Here is a 12,766-nt window from a genome sequence, read left to right on the forward strand (position 1 = left end):
ACGACCTATGGCTTATCAATCGCAAGACATCATTCGTCGTTCCGCCACTAACGGTTTCACCCCCGCGCCTCAGGCGCGGGACCATCAGGAAGAAGTGGCGAAGCTTATCGACGTCACCACCTGTATCGGCTGTAAAGCGTGTCAGGTGGCGTGTTCTGAATGGAACGACATCCGTGATGAAGTGGGCAACAACGTTGGGGTGTACGACAACCCGGCTGATTTGACCGCCAAATCCTGGACGGTGATGCGCTTCTCGGAAGTGGAACAAAACGACAAACTGGAATGGCTTATCCGCAAGGATGGCTGTATGCACTGCGCCGATCCGGGCTGCCTGAAGGCGTGTCCGGCTGAAGGCGCAATCATTCAGTATGCCAACGGTATCGTCGACTTCCAGTCTGAGCAGTGCATAGGCTGTGGCTACTGCATCGCGGGCTGCCCGTTCGACGTGCCGCGCCTCAATCCGGAAGACAACCGCGTCTACAAATGTACGCTGTGCGTTGACCGTGTTGTGGTCGGGCAAGAACCGGCCTGCGTGAAAACCTGCCCAACCGGTGCCATTCATTTCGGCACCAAAGAGTCGATGAAAACCCTGGCAGGCGAGCGCGTGGCGGAGCTAAAAACGCGTGGTTACGAAAACGCGGGTCTGTACGATCCGGCGGGTGTTGGCGGTACGCACGTGATGTATGTATTGCACCATGCGGACAAGCCAAATCTGTATCACGGCCTGCCGGAGAACCCGGAGATCAGCGCTACCGTTAAGTTCTGGAAAGGCATCTGGAAACCCCTCGCAGCCGTCGGCTTTGCAGCGACATTTGCGGCCAGCATCTTCCACTACGTCGGCGTTGGCCCGAACCGTGCGGAAGAGGAAGAAGACAATCTGCATGAAAAAGACGACGAGGTGCGCAAATGAAACGACGTGACACCATCGTGCGCTACACGGCGCCGGAACGCATCAACCACTGGATCACCGCCTTCTGCTTCATTCTGGCGGCGGTGAGCGGGATGGGCTTTCTCTTCCCGTCTTTTAACTGGCTGATGCACATCATGGGCACTCCACAACTGGCGCGAATTGTGCACCCGTTTGTCGGCGTGATCATGTTTGCCTCGTTTATCATCATGTTTTTCCGTTACTGGCACCACAATCTAATCAATCGGGATGATATCTTTTGGGCGAAGAATATTCGTAAGATTGTCGTCAACGAGGAAGTAGGTGACACGGGACGTTATAACTTCGGCCAGAAATGCGTATTCTGGGCGGCGATTATCTTCCTGGTCCTGTTGCTGGTGAGCGGAGTGGTCATCTGGCGTCCGTATTTTGCGCCTGCTTTCTCAATCCCGGTGATCCGATTCGCGTTAATGCTGCATTCATTTGCCGCAGTAGCGTTAATTGTGGTTATCATGGTGCACATTTACGCCGCCCTTTGGGTGAAAGGCACCATTACCGCGATGGTGGAAGGATGGGTTACCAGTTCATGGGCGAAGAAACATCACCCGCGCTGGTACCGTGAAGTCCGCCAGAAACAGGAAAAGTCATCTGAATGAGTATTCGCATAATCCCGCAAGATGAGCTGGAGAAGAGCGAGAAACGCACGGCGGATATGATTCCGCCGTTATTATTCCCCAGACTCAAAAATTTGTATAACCGCCGCGCTGAGCGCCTGCGCGAGCTGGCCGAGAACAACCCGCTGGGCGACTACCTGCGCTTTGCCGCACTGATCGCCCACGCGCAGGAAGTGGTGTTGTACGACCATCCGCTGCAGATGGATCTGACCGCTCGAATCAAAGAAGCGAACGATCAGGGCAAACCGCCGCTGGATATCCACGTTCTGCCACGCGACAAGCACTGGCAAAAACTGCTGCAGTCGTTAATTGCTGAGCTGAAACCAGAAATGAGCGGCCCTGCGCTTGCCGTGATCGAAAATCTGGAAAAAGCCTCAGAGCAGGAACTGGAGCTGATGGCCAGCGCGCTGTTTGCCTCTGATTTCGCCTCCGTCAGCAGCGATAAAGCGCCGTTTATTTGGGCTGCCCTGTCGCTCTACTGGGCGCAGATGGCAAGCCTGATCCCCGGAAAAGCCCGTGCGGAATACGGTGAACAGCGTCAGTACTGCCCGGTGTGTGGTTCAATGCCGGTCTCCAGCATGGTGCAAATCGGTACCACTCAGGGGCTGCGTTATCTGCACTGCAACCTGTGTGAAACCGAGTGGCACGTGGTACGCGTGAAGTGCAGCAACTGCGAGCAAAGCCGTGATTTGAACTACTGGTCGCTGGATAACGAACAGGCGGCAATTAAAGCTGAAAGCTGCGGCGACTGTGGGACTTACCTGAAGATTCTCTATCAGGAAAAAGACCCTAAAGTTGAAGCCGTGGCTGACGATCTCGCTTCACTGATGCTGGACGCGCACATGGAGCAAGAGGGCTTTGCCCGCAGCTCTATCAACCCGTTCCTGTTCCCGGGTGAAGGGGAGTAAGTTTTAAGATCTTCCCCCGGCAATTGAACCAAACTGCCGGGGATTATCTTAGTGCCTGAATGACATGTTTTGGATCATTGGCAATAGCACGTAACAACGCTTTTGCTGGACCGGTCGGTGAACGACGCCCTTGCTCCCAATTTCGCAACGTATCCACGCTTACCGATATCAAATCTGCGAAACGAGTCTGTGATAATCCTGAAGACTGGCGAATTTCCTTTATTTTCATGGCGTCAATATGAAAGGTACGGGAAGGTTGTCGCGTTCCTTCAGCGATCTCATTCATCTGAACCATACTTTGAGTTAATCGCTCAAATAGTGCCTTATCCATTTACCACCTCTCATTCAACATACGCAGCAGCACTTTTTCTTGTGGAGTCAGATCATCCTTGATCCCTTTCTGATAAATCAGCAACAATCGAATTTGTGATTTTCTGATTTGATGAAAGTAAATAATCCTCACACCGCTACGTTTGCCTTTCCCTCGCGATCTCCAGCGAACCTTTCTCAGTCCGCCCGTTTCTTGTATCAGATCGCCACAATCAGGCTGAATCGCAAGGAATATCTGTAATCTACGGTATTCATCATCATCCAGTAATTTTTTGACGTCTTCAGTGAAGATTTCCGTTTCTATGAATAGCATTTTGAGTACGCCATTGGACTATATTAATAGAAATTAACTATACGTCAATGGCGTATAGTACATTTTCCTCACAATACAGAATTCAAACAGCAGAAACCAATGACGGTATTTAATCTGCGAGCCGCTTTCCAAAATCATAACCACCCCCATTTTTCCCATTTTCATTCTTAGTTATCCAGGTTATAAACCTGTATATCCATACAGATAAGGAGATGTGAAAATGGCACTGGAAAGCGGGATTGCACAGCTGGTTGAGGCATTTATCGCGGCGGGACGCCCTTCTTCGCGCGAGCAGAATATTGATGACCGGAGAGCAGGCTACATCGCCAGCACGGTCCTGGCCGGAGACACTGAAACCCGCGTACAGGTTGAAGATATTGAACTCGATGCCATGATGTTTCGCGTAGTTTCGCCGCGGGGCAGCACGGGAAATCTCCCCTGCGTTATCTATTATCACGGCGGCTGCTTTGTCAGCGGCGGATTTACCACACATGATAACCAGCTAAGGCAACTCGCCTGGTACAGCGGCTGTCGGGTCATTGCGGTGCAGTATCGCCTCGCACCAGAGCACATCTTCCCGGCAGCACATAACGATGCTGAATCGGGGGCCAACATTATCTGGAAGTATGCCCAGAAACTGGGTGTCGACCGCAGCAACATTACGCTGGCTGGCGACAGCGCTGGCGGGCATCTGGCGCTGGTCACCGCACTACGCCTGAAAGCTACCAGGCAATGGCAACCTGCGCAGCTTATGCTGATCTACCCGATGCTGGATGCAACCGCCAGCTTTGCGAGCTATGACCACAATGGAAAGGATTACATTATCACCCGCGACACGCTGCTGTCGGGCTACGAGATGTATATGCCGCAAACCAATCCACTGCATCCCGAAGTCAGCCCGCTCTGGCGCGAAGACTTCAACGGTTTACCGCCCACGCACATCATTACAGCTGAATTCGATCCACTGCGAGATGAGGGTGAGGCCCTGTATCAAAAGTTCCAGGAACAGGGCGTGGAGTGCACCTGCCAACGCTATCTCGGCGTTATCCACGGATTTTTCCAGCTAGCAGGGGTGAGTCGGGCGGCACGAAGCGCAATGCGGGATGTTGCCTGGCGGCTAGGTCAGTAAGGTTGTTCATGTTTTCGTCCACGGGTGCTATCTTGTGTGGATAGATAACACAAAGGACAAGCCTATGCCCAGAACTACCAGCATTACGATTGGCGAGCATCTCGATCGTTTTATTAACGAAATGATTGAAAGTGGGCGCTATGGTTCCACCAGCGAAGTTGTCCGTTCGGCATTACGTTTACTGGAAGAACAAGAATTGCGAAACAACGCATTACGCGACGCGCTGGAGGATGGGATACACAGCGGCACAAGCGACCTGACTCTACAGGAGATCGCGCACAGGAAAAAGCGCAGTCTGAATGTATAAACTCTCTAATCAGGCAGTCGAAGATTTTGAATCTATCTATGAATACACCTGGAAAAAAATTCGGTTATCAGCAGGCGGATAAATACACGACTGAAATGGAACAGCTTTTTTTACTGTTAGAGAAAAACGCTTTGATGGGACACAACTGTTCTGCGATTAAGGAAGGTACCCGTCAATACAATCATCGACAGCATGCGATTTTTTATCAAAATGCGGATTATGGCATTTTCATAATCCGCATTTTACATCAGCAAATGAACCCAATATTACATTTCAGCTAGAGGACTTACTCTTCCTCGTTCCCGCCTTCTTCATATGCGCCAAACGGTTTTGCGGGTAGCACAATGTAGGTGCCTTCAAACACCACGCCCGGCGTGTCGTCGCCAAATACCCCGACCTGCATCTGAACGCGCGCCTTACGACCTCTTGCCAGACGGTCCAGATCTCCGCTCAGCGAACCCAGATCGGCGATGGCTGTAGGTTTCCCGGTGATCGGCCTGCTGTACCGTATATGCGCGTCAGCAAGGATTATCGTCCCGCCCAGATGACGCTCACGCAGCATCAGCCAGATAAGTCCCCAGCCCGTTAGCGTCGCCAGTGAAAACAGACTCCCGGCAAACAGCGTATGGTGCGGGTTCTGATTGCCCGTCTCGGGCATCGTGGTGATAAATTTCTGCCCGGTATATTGCTGAATGCGCACACCCATTTTCTCGCTTAATGGAATATGTTCGTACCAGGCTTGCTGTAGTTGTCCGCACCAGTCCCCGCGATGGAGGATGTCGTCCAGCGTCGCGATGGGTTTAATCATCAAAAAGTGACGCACCGGCGTGGTTTGCGGCGTGGTGATTTCTCCCTGGCTCACAAACCCCAGTTTGGCAAAAAATTCGACCGCATCTTCACGGGCGCTACAGGTTACGCGCTTTACCCCTTCCTGACGCGCCACAGACTCCAGGGTCATCGCCATCAGCGTGCCCAACCCTTTCTCCTGCACGGAGGGGTCAACGGCCATAAAGCGTATGGAGGCTTCGTTATCCGCATTGATATACAGACGTCCTACCGCGACCAGATTCCCCTCTTCGTCCACCACCATCTGGTGATGCGCCATCGCATCCCAGGCATCCCGTTCGGAGCCTTTAGGCTGGTGCAACGGTTTACGCAGCATCTCCCAGCGAAACTGGTAGTAACGCTCCAATTCTTCTTCTGTTTGCGGTACTCGAAGGTGATACATCGTCGTATTCTCTCTTGTTGTCCGCGGCCACACCGGTAGCTGGTTCATACTTGTAACCAGAACGTCACGGGGCCATCATTAACCAGTGAAACCTGCATATCCGCAGCGAATCGACCGGTTTGCGTATTCATTTCCTGTTGGCGGCAACGCTCAACAAAGTAATCATACAGCGCCTCTGCACGATCGGGCGCAGCCCCTTTTGAAAACCCCGGGCGCATGCCGCGTTCGGTATCTGCCGCCAGCGTGAACTGTGAAACCACCAGCACGCTGCCCCCTGACTGCTGCACGTTAAGGTTCATTTTGCCTTCGGCATCGCTAAAGATTCGATAGCCGAGTACGCGCTCGCACAGGCGGTTCGCTTTCTGTTCGTCATCATCCCTTTCGACACCTAACAGGACCAAAAGTCCTGGGCCAATTTCACCCGTCACCTCGCCCTCCACGGTGACGCTGGCACGGGTTACGCGCTGAATTAATGCAATCATGGTTGCTCTGCTTCTTCTTGTTCTGCGGCTTGTTTAAGTTTGCGGTATTCCCCGAGAGTGACAGTTATTTCCGCGCCTAGCAAGACGATACACCAGGTCCAGTATACCCAGACGAATAAAATGGGGATCACCGCCAGGACACCGTAAATGAGCTGATAAGACGGGAACATCGTGATATAGAGCGCAAATCCTTTCTTTCCGGTTTCGAACAACACAGCGGCCACAAAGGCACCAATAACCGCATCACGGTTAGGTACACGCGTAGTCGGTACGATGCTGTAAAGCAGCCAGAACGAGAGCCAGGAAAGCACCAGCGGGAAAATACGCAGGACGTTATCAATCACCGTGTTGAGATCGCTGGCCCAGCGCAATGACAACAGATAAGAGCTGATTGCCAGACTGGCCCCCGCCAGCAGTGGCCCCAGCGTTAAAATCATCCAGTAAACGGCGAAAGAGTAAACTTTAGGCCGAGTACGCTTGCTGCGCCAGATAGTATTCAGCGCGTTATCAATGGAATACATCAGTAATAGCGCTGTCACAATCAGCCCACACGCCCCAACGGCGGTCATTTTATTCGAGTTGGCAACGAACTGTTCGATATAACGCTGAATGACATCTCCCGTCGCCGGGATAAAGTTTGCGAAAATGAAATGACGTAGCTGGACGCTGACGTCAGAAAACATCGGAAATGCGGCGAAAAGCGCAAAAACTACGGCAATAAGCGGCACTAATGAGAGCAATGAGACATAGGCAAGATTCCCTGCCAGCGTCGTCATGTTGTCCTCATCAATCCGCTGCCATAGTAGCTTCAGCCAGGCCCGAACAGGACGTGTATGGTGCCTGGCTTGTTGCTGAACATTTTTTAGCATAGCAACTTCGCGAAATAGTCCGGAATGGTCGTTTTATCGACAACCTGGATGCTGGTAATCCCTAACCGATTAGCCCCTTCAATATTATCGGCGTTGTCGTCGAAAAATACCGCCTCATGCGCAGAAAAACCTTCAGACTGCAGGACATGCTGGTAAATCCGCGCTTCCGGTTTACGCATGCCCAGATCCTGGGAAAGGTAAATATGGTCAGCAGCCTGACGGATTTCGGGGTATTCGTCCGGCCAAAACGTCGTGTGCAGACGGTTAGTATTCGACAAGACGACCACCCGATGCCCCTGCTCACGCAGCTTTTGCATGATGTCGATGACTTCAGGACGCAAGGCAACAAAAACGGCCTGCCAGCCGTGGGAGAACTGCTCATAGCTTAGCGGTAGCGCCATGTCATGACATAGCGCCTCGGCAAAGGCTTCATCCGTTATTTCACCTCGCTCGTGCTGGTGAAAAGCCTCTCCCATGGTGAAACTTTGCTTTAACGAAGCCAGCGGTACACGGCTCAGATCGCTCCAAGTACCTAACACGCGATTGAAGTCGATATCGACAATCACATTCCCCAAATCAAAGATATAGAGCATGCCCTTCTCCTTATTCGCCGTGGATGAATAACTGTAGCGGGAAAGGAGAAGTTTGACTATGTGAGAGTGATGACTACGAACTTATCGAGCCATCACTGGAGAGAATTACACGGCCAGAGCATCGTCCTGTGAAGGACTCACTTGCACAATTTCCACCTGCTGTGACTGGAGTAAATTATGCAATGCGGGACCTGGGTATTCATCGGTAAACAACGCGGTCACCTGAGACACGTTACCAATTTCTACCGCGGCAGAAGCCGTATATTTCGTATGATCCGCAGCCAGCAGAATGTGTCTTGAATGGGACATCATCGTTTTCACTACGCTGGCTTCATTGACATCAAACTCCAGTAGCGCGCCATCACTTTCAATCGCGCCAACGCTGGTAACCAGGTAGTCGGCCCGAAAATCAGCGACAAATGCCGAGGCAGAAGGGCCAATGATGCCACTGTTATGCGGACGTAACGTTCCCCCCGGCACCATGACTTCAAAACGTGGGTTGTTATACAGAATGTGCGCCACACGCAGGCTGTTGGTGATAATACGCAAATGATTATGGTTTAACAGTGCGCGCGCCACCTGCTCAACGGTGGTGCCAATGGTAATAAACACCGTTGACCCATCAGGAATGTAATCAGCCACCGCTTCCGCGATGGCTTTTTTCTCTTCCGTCCAGGAGACTTCACGCTGCTCAAACGCCGTATTCACCACGCTGGAAGCTCTACCCGCGCCACCATGATGACGGGTAATTAATCCCTGCTCGCTGAGTTTACGAATATCACGACGCACGGTTTGCGTGGACACGTCCAGCAGGCTGGCGAGCTCGTCGATGTTCATATAACCGCGCTCGCTAATCAGCATAAGCAGTTGATCGTGTCGCGGGTTACCGGTCAGTTCGGTAAGACTCATGAAATTTCCTCGAAAAACCATTGCCCTGGCATTTTATACAAAAAGTGACAGAAAAGATCGGGTTTGATCACAGTCAGGGATTCCGACCCTTCCTCCCGGGCGAGTGCATTTTAACGCAGCAACCCCACTGGCAAACCTGACGGCCTCTTCTGGAGCATCGCCGCCGGCCAGGCTGAATGCGAGCGCACCGTGGAAAACATCTCCAGCTCCCGTAGTATCCACAACATCGACTTTAAATCCAGATTGATGCTGCAACGTATTATTTTTTATCCAGTCACAGCCTTCACTTCCCCGCGTTACGTAAACATGTCCATTTGTGAGCGTTTGTGCTTGTTTCAGTCCAGCGACAGAATCGTTTATCCCGGTTAAACGCGCCAGTCCAGGTTCAGAGAATGCAGCATGATCGCTTAGCGCCACCAGCTCGCTGATATCTTGTGGCGTTACGTCGCCATCCAGTACCGTCATCACTCCCGCCTGACGCGCCAGCGCGAACGCCTGCCTGGCCCCTTCGTGCCAGCGAACATCCGCCAACACCACATCCCACTGGGAAAAATCAATCTCATTGAACCAATCAGCATCCGGCAATAAATCCGGGCTGGGATAGTTAACGATAATCCGTTCCCCTTGCGCATCAACCATAATTGCCGATTGCGAAGACTTTGCCCCCGCGTAGCGCCGGGTGTAGCGGGTGTTTACCCCCAGGGATTCCAGCTCCGCCAGCAGGCTATTTCCGGTGTCGTCATCGCCCACACGGCCAATAAAGTCCACCTGCGCGCCCAGCCTCGCTGCAGCCACTGCGGCCGTTGCAGCAGGCCCGCCGCCCACTTCCGTATAACGCTTCGCCACATACTTACCTCCTTCAGTCGGTAATCCTTCCACGTAATAGATGCGATCCATCACGGCAATACCTACACAAGCAATACGAATCATGGTCATTCCTTAGGCGTTTCAAGATGGGACCATTTTAATTTCACAAAATGTTTAAAAAGTGACGGCTGTCAATTTTTTGACCATAAATTACAAATACGATCAAAAACAGACAAAAACAAACGAGCTTAAATGACAAAAAATGACATCCACGTCTCAGGAGAACGTTATGGCAGTTATAGCATTTATCGGATTAGGTCAGATGGGTTCACCCATGGCGAGCAACTTGCTGAAGCAGGGTCATCAACTCAGCGTCTTTGACGTTAACCCGGATGCTGTTCAGCGCCTGGTAGAAAAAGGAGCACAGCCTGCCAGCAATCCGGCTCAGGCCGCAAAAGGGGCGGAATTTGTCATCACCATGCTGCCAAACGGCGATCTGGTGCGCAGCGTACTGTTCGGAGAGCAAGGTATCTGCGAAAGCCTCTCCCCACAGGCATTAGTGATTGATATGTCGACCATTCATCCACTGCAAACCGACAAGCTTATTGCCGATATGCGTGCCAAAGGCTTCGACATGATGGATTGCCCGGTTGGACGCACCTCCGATCACGCTATCGCGGGAACGCTGTTGCTGCTGGCAGGCGGAACGGCACAGCAGGTAGAACGCGCCGCACCGGTTCTGATGGCGATGGGTAATGAATTGATCAATGCAGGGGGTCCCGGCATGGGGATCCGCGTGAAACTCATCAACAACTACATGAGTATCGCACTGAACGCTCTTTCTGCCGAAGCAGCCGTATTGTGCGAGGCACTTGGCCTCTCCTTTGATGTGGCCTTGCAAGTTATGAGCGGCACCCCCGCCGGGAAAGGCCACTTCACTACCTCCTGGCCGAACAAAGTGCTGAAAGGCGATCTTTCCCCGGCCTTCATGATCGATTTAGCTCACAAGGATCTTGGCATCGCGCTGGACGTTGCCAACCAACTGCATGTGCCGATGCCACTCGGTGCTGCCTCCCGCGAAGTCTATAACCAGGCGCGTGCCGCTGGCCGTGGCCGTGAAGACTGGACGGCCATTCTTGAACAGGTTCGCGCATCCGCCGGGCTAAATAAACATACAGATAAGTAAGGACTGAACAATGACGAAGTACACCCTGAAAGATATCACCCGAGCTTCTGGCGGATTTGCCATGCTGGCAGTCGATCAGCGCGAAGCCATGCGCTTAATGTTTGCCGCAGCAGGTGCAAAATCCCCGGTCAATGACAGCGTGCTGACCGATTTCAAAGTCAATGCGGCGAAGATCCTGTCCCCCTATGCCTCCGCCATTCTGGTCGATCAGCAGTTCTGCTACCGCCAGGTTGTAGAGCAAAACGCTGTCGCCAAAAGCTGCGCCATGATTGTGGCCGCTGATGAGTTCATTCCGGGTAACGGTATTCCGGTCGATAGCGTGGTGATTGATAAAAAAATCAACCCGCAGGCCGTGAAGCAAGATGGTGCTAAGGCTCTCAAACTGCTGGTGCTATGGCGTAGCGATGAAGATGCCCAACAGCGCCTGGACATGGTGAAAGAATTCAATGAGCTATGCCATTCCAATGGCTTGCTGAGCATCATCGAGCCGGTTGTTCGCCCACCGCGTCGTGGCGATAAGTTCGATCGCGAACAGGCCATTATCGATGCCGCAAAAGAGCTGGGTGATAGCGGTGCCGATCTCTACAAGGTCGAAATGCCGCTGTACGGCAAAGGTACCCAACAAGAACTGCTTAGCGCCTCTCAACGCCTGAATGAGAACATCAACATGCCGTGGGTCATTCTCTCCTCTGGTGTGGATGAAAAACTGTTCCCGCGCGCAGTCAGCGTAGCAATGACCGCAGGCGCATCTGGCTTCCTGGCCGGACGTGCGGTCTGGTCATCGGTTGTTGGCCTGCCAGATACCGAACTGATGCTGCGCGATGTTTCCGCGCCTAAATTGCAACGCCTGGGCGATATCGTCGACGAAATGATGGCCCGGCGCTAAGAGGATCTAAGAATGAAATGGTTCAACACCCTAAGCCACAACCGTTGGCTGGAGCAAGAAACCGACCGCATCTTTAACTTTGGTAAGAATGCGGCGGTACCCACCGGATTTGGCTGGCTGGGAAACATTGGTCAGGTCAGAGCAGATATGGGGACACATCTGTGGATCACCGCCCGCATGCTGCACGTCTACTCCGTTGCCGCGTCAATGGGCCGTCCTGGCGCATATCAGCTAGTCGATCACGGCATTAAAGCACTGAACGGTGCGCTACGCGACACTCGCTACGGCGGTTGGTACGCCTGCGTAAATGATGAAGGCGTTATGGACGCCTCCAAACAGGGCTATCAGCATTTCTTTGTTTTGCTCGGTGCGGCAAGTGCGGTCACCACCGGTCATCCGCAGGCCAGACAATTGTTGGATGACGCTATCGACGTGATTGAAAAGTACTTCTGGAGCGAAGAGGAGCAGATGTGCCTGGAATCCTGGGACGAAGCTTTTAGCCAGACGGAAGATTACCGCGGCGGTAACGCCAACATGCACGCGGTCGAGGCTTTCCTGATCGTGTATGACGTTACCCATGACCGTAAATGGCTCGATCGCGCACTGCGAATTGCTTCGGTGATTATTCACGACGTAGCCCGCAGCGGGGAGTATCGCGTTAACGAACACTTCGATTCACAGTGGAACCCAATCCGCGATTACAACAAGGATAACCCAGCTCACCGTTTCCGCGCCTACGGCGGCACGCCGGGCCACTGGATCGAATGGGGCCGCCTGATGCTTCATCTGCATGCCGCGCTGGAAGCCCGTTTTGAAACGCCTCCCAAATGGCTGCTGGAAGATGCCAAAGGTTTGTTCCACGCCACCATCCGTGATGCCTGGGCACCGGACGGCGCAGATGGTTTTGTCTATTCGGTGGACTGGGATGGTAAACCCATCGTTCGCGAAAGAGTGCGTTGGCCGATAGTCGAAGCCATGGGTACCGCCTATGCCTTGTATACCCTCACCGGCGACAGCCAATACGAAGCCTGGTACCAGAAGTGGTGGGATTACTGCATCACATATCTGATGGACTACGAGACCGGTTCATGGTGGCAGGAACTGGACACCGATAACAAGGTGACTACCAAAGTCTGGGACGGTAAGCAGGACATTTATCACCTACTGCACTGCCTGGTAATCCCGCGTCTACCGCTGGCTCCGGGCCTTGCACCGGCAGTAGCTGCCGGTCTGCTGGATATCAACGCTAAATAAGTAAC

Annotated in this window: 16 protein-coding genes and 1 pseudogene; 9 read left to right on the plus strand and 8 right to left on the minus strand. The window is 52.8% G+C overall.

The features are described from left to right. Positions 1–7: 7 nt before the first annotated feature. The 3 genes from fdoH to fdhE are packed head-to-tail and all read left to right on the plus strand — an operon-like array spanning position 8 to position 2,468. Entirely contained in the window at positions 8–910 is a 903-nt protein-coding gene (fdoH, locus tag LY264_RS23770; RefSeq protein ID WP_003825273.1) for a formate dehydrogenase O subunit beta, read from the plus strand. Next, positions 907–1,542 (plus strand): formate dehydrogenase cytochrome b556 subunit, encoded by a 636-nt coding sequence (fdoI, locus tag LY264_RS23775; protein ID WP_003028686.1) that lies wholly within the window; start codon positions 907–909, stop codon positions 1,540–1,542. The genes fdoH and fdoI overlap by 4 nt, the downstream gene beginning before the upstream one ends. Then, positions 1,539–2,468 carry a formate dehydrogenase accessory protein FdhE gene (gene fdhE, locus LY264_RS23780; RefSeq protein WP_003028685.1) on the plus strand — a complete coding sequence of 310 codons (930 nt, stop codon included), beginning with the start codon at positions 1,539–1,541 and terminating at the stop codon, positions 2,466–2,468. The genes fdoI and fdhE overlap by 4 nt, the downstream gene beginning before the upstream one ends. A gap of 43 nt (positions 2,469–2,511) precedes the next feature. On the opposite strand, the gene nadS is transcribed toward fdhE, so the two are convergent. Then, the gene (gene nadS, locus LY264_RS23785; RefSeq protein WP_038635893.1) at positions 2,512–2,799 is read right to left on the minus strand and encodes a NadS family protein; all 288 of its coding nucleotides are present in this window, start codon (positions 2,797–2,799) and stop codon (positions 2,512–2,514) included. Next, the gene (locus LY264_RS23790) at positions 2,800–3,111 is read right to left on the minus strand and encodes a hypothetical protein (RefSeq protein WP_048227551.1); all 312 of its coding nucleotides are present in this window, start codon (positions 3,109–3,111) and stop codon (positions 2,800–2,802) included. A gap of 220 nt (positions 3,112–3,331) precedes the next feature. On the opposite strand from LY264_RS23790, the gene LY264_RS23795 reads away from it, so the two are divergent. From LY264_RS23795 to LY264_RS23805, 3 genes and pseudogenes are all read left to right on the plus strand, one after another. Continuing rightward, positions 3,332–4,240, plus strand: coding sequence for an alpha/beta hydrolase (locus LY264_RS23795; RefSeq protein ID WP_048227550.1), 909 nt, complete (start codon positions 3,332–3,334; stop codon positions 4,238–4,240). A 64-nt stretch (positions 4,241–4,304) separates the two neighbouring features. Next, complete coding sequence (locus tag LY264_RS23800) at positions 4,305–4,547, plus strand: type II toxin-antitoxin system ParD family antitoxin (protein WP_048227549.1); 243 nt, start codon at positions 4,305–4,307, stop codon at positions 4,545–4,547. Then, positions 4,540–4,828 (plus strand): annotated as a pseudogene (locus tag LY264_RS23805) (type II toxin-antitoxin system RelE/ParE family toxin). The gene LY264_RS23800 and the pseudogene LY264_RS23805 overlap by 8 nt, the downstream one beginning before the upstream one ends. Before the next feature lie 5 nt (positions 4,829–4,833). Here LY264_RS23805 and fabY read toward each other — a convergent pair. From fabY to LY264_RS23835, 6 genes are all read right to left on the minus strand, one after another. Next, a complete protein-coding gene (fabY, locus tag LY264_RS23810) occupies positions 4,834–5,775 on the minus strand; it encodes a fatty acid biosynthesis protein FabY (RefSeq protein ID WP_003825286.1) in 942 nt (313 codons plus the stop codon). A 44-nt stretch (positions 5,776–5,819) separates the two neighbouring features. Then, a complete protein-coding gene (gene dtd, locus LY264_RS23815; RefSeq protein WP_048227548.1) occupies positions 5,820–6,257 on the minus strand; it encodes a D-aminoacyl-tRNA deacylase in 438 nt (145 codons plus the stop codon). Next, a complete protein-coding gene (locus LY264_RS23820; RefSeq protein ID WP_008786998.1) occupies positions 6,254–7,126 on the minus strand; it encodes a virulence factor BrkB family protein in 873 nt (290 codons plus the stop codon). Before LY264_RS23820 ends, dtd begins: the two co-directional genes overlap by 4 nt. Further along, on the minus strand, positions 7,120–7,719 hold the full coding sequence (gene yihX / locus LY264_RS23825) for a glucose-1-phosphatase (protein WP_008786997.1): 600 nt from the start codon (positions 7,717–7,719) through the stop codon (positions 7,120–7,122). The genes LY264_RS23820 and yihX overlap by 7 nt, the downstream gene beginning before the upstream one ends. A gap of 105 nt (positions 7,720–7,824) precedes the next feature. Next, positions 7,825–8,628: a DeoR/GlpR family DNA-binding transcription regulator gene (locus LY264_RS23830; protein WP_003847907.1), complete on the minus strand. Its 804-nt coding sequence runs from the start codon at positions 8,626–8,628 to the stop codon at positions 7,825–7,827. Positions 8,629–8,661: 33 nt separating this feature from the next. Further along, complete coding sequence (locus tag LY264_RS23835) at positions 8,662–9,558, minus strand: sugar kinase (RefSeq protein WP_048227547.1); 897 nt, start codon at positions 9,556–9,558, stop codon at positions 8,662–8,664. A gap of 166 nt (positions 9,559–9,724) precedes the next feature. Here LY264_RS23835 and yihU point away from each other — a divergent pair, with 166 nt between their 5' ends. The 3 genes from yihU to yihS are packed head-to-tail and all read left to right on the plus strand — an operon-like array spanning position 9,725 to position 12,761. Beyond that, complete coding sequence (yihU, locus tag LY264_RS23840; protein WP_048227546.1) at positions 9,725–10,621, plus strand: sulfolactaldehyde 3-reductase; 897 nt, start codon at positions 9,725–9,727, stop codon at positions 10,619–10,621. A 10-nt stretch (positions 10,622–10,631) separates the two neighbouring features. After that, a complete protein-coding gene (gene yihT / locus LY264_RS23845) occupies positions 10,632–11,507 on the plus strand; it encodes a sulfofructosephosphate aldolase (RefSeq protein WP_043018880.1) in 876 nt (291 codons plus the stop codon). A 12-nt stretch (positions 11,508–11,519) separates the two neighbouring features. Then, entirely contained in the window at positions 11,520–12,761 is a 1,242-nt protein-coding gene (yihS, locus tag LY264_RS23850) for a sulfoquinovose isomerase (RefSeq protein WP_048227545.1), read from the plus strand. The last annotated feature ends 5 nt before the right edge of the window (positions 12,762–12,766 follow it).

This window comes from Citrobacter portucalensis (assembly GCF_023374935.1).
Classification (GTDB): domain Bacteria; phylum Pseudomonadota; class Gammaproteobacteria; order Enterobacterales; family Enterobacteriaceae; genus Citrobacter; species Citrobacter portucalensis.

Excerpts from the sequence above, each read along its gene's own strand:
- LY264_RS23830 (WP_003847907.1), bottom strand. The coding sequence starts at position 8,628 with ATGAGTCTTACCGAACTGACCGGTAACCCGCGACACGATCAACTGCTT.
- yihS (WP_048227545.1), top strand. The coding sequence starts at position 11,520 with ATGAAATGGTTCAACACCCTAAGCCACAACCGTTGGCTGGAGCAAGAA.
- yihT (WP_043018880.1), top strand. The coding sequence starts at position 10,632 with ATGACGAAGTACACCCTGAAAGATATCACCCGAGCTTCTGGCGGATTT.
- fdhE (WP_003028685.1), top strand. The coding sequence starts at position 1,539 with ATGAGTATTCGCATAATCCCGCAAGATGAGCTGGAGAAGAGCGAGAAA.
- fabY (WP_003825286.1), bottom strand. The coding sequence starts at position 5,775 with ATGTATCACCTTCGAGTACCGCAAACAGAAGAAGAATTGGAGCGTTAC.
- yihX (WP_008786997.1), bottom strand. The coding sequence starts at position 7,719 with ATGCTCTATATCTTTGATTTGGGGAATGTGATTGTCGATATCGACTTC.
- LY264_RS23835 (WP_048227547.1), bottom strand. The coding sequence starts at position 9,558 with ATGATTCGTATTGCTTGTGTAGGTATTGCCGTGATGGATCGCATCTAT.
- LY264_RS23790 (WP_048227551.1), bottom strand. The coding sequence starts at position 3,111 with ATGCTATTCATAGAAACGGAAATCTTCACTGAAGACGTCAAAAAATTA.
- LY264_RS23800 (WP_048227549.1), top strand. The coding sequence starts at position 4,305 with ATGCCCAGAACTACCAGCATTACGATTGGCGAGCATCTCGATCGTTTT.
- yihU (WP_048227546.1), top strand. The coding sequence starts at position 9,725 with ATGGCAGTTATAGCATTTATCGGATTAGGTCAGATGGGTTCACCCATG.
- dtd (WP_048227548.1), bottom strand. The coding sequence starts at position 6,257 with ATGATTGCATTAATTCAGCGCGTAACCCGTGCCAGCGTCACCGTGGAG.
- LY264_RS23820 (WP_008786998.1), bottom strand. The coding sequence starts at position 7,126 with ATGCTAAAAAATGTTCAGCAACAAGCCAGGCACCATACACGTCCTGTT.
- LY264_RS23795 (WP_048227550.1), top strand. The coding sequence starts at position 3,332 with ATGGCACTGGAAAGCGGGATTGCACAGCTGGTTGAGGCATTTATCGCG.
- nadS (WP_038635893.1), bottom strand. The coding sequence starts at position 2,799 with ATGGATAAGGCACTATTTGAGCGATTAACTCAAAGTATGGTTCAGATG.
- fdoI (WP_003028686.1), top strand. The coding sequence starts at position 907 with ATGAAACGACGTGACACCATCGTGCGCTACACGGCGCCGGAACGCATC.
- fdoH (WP_003825273.1), top strand. The coding sequence starts at position 8 with ATGGCTTATCAATCGCAAGACATCATTCGTCGTTCCGCCACTAACGGT.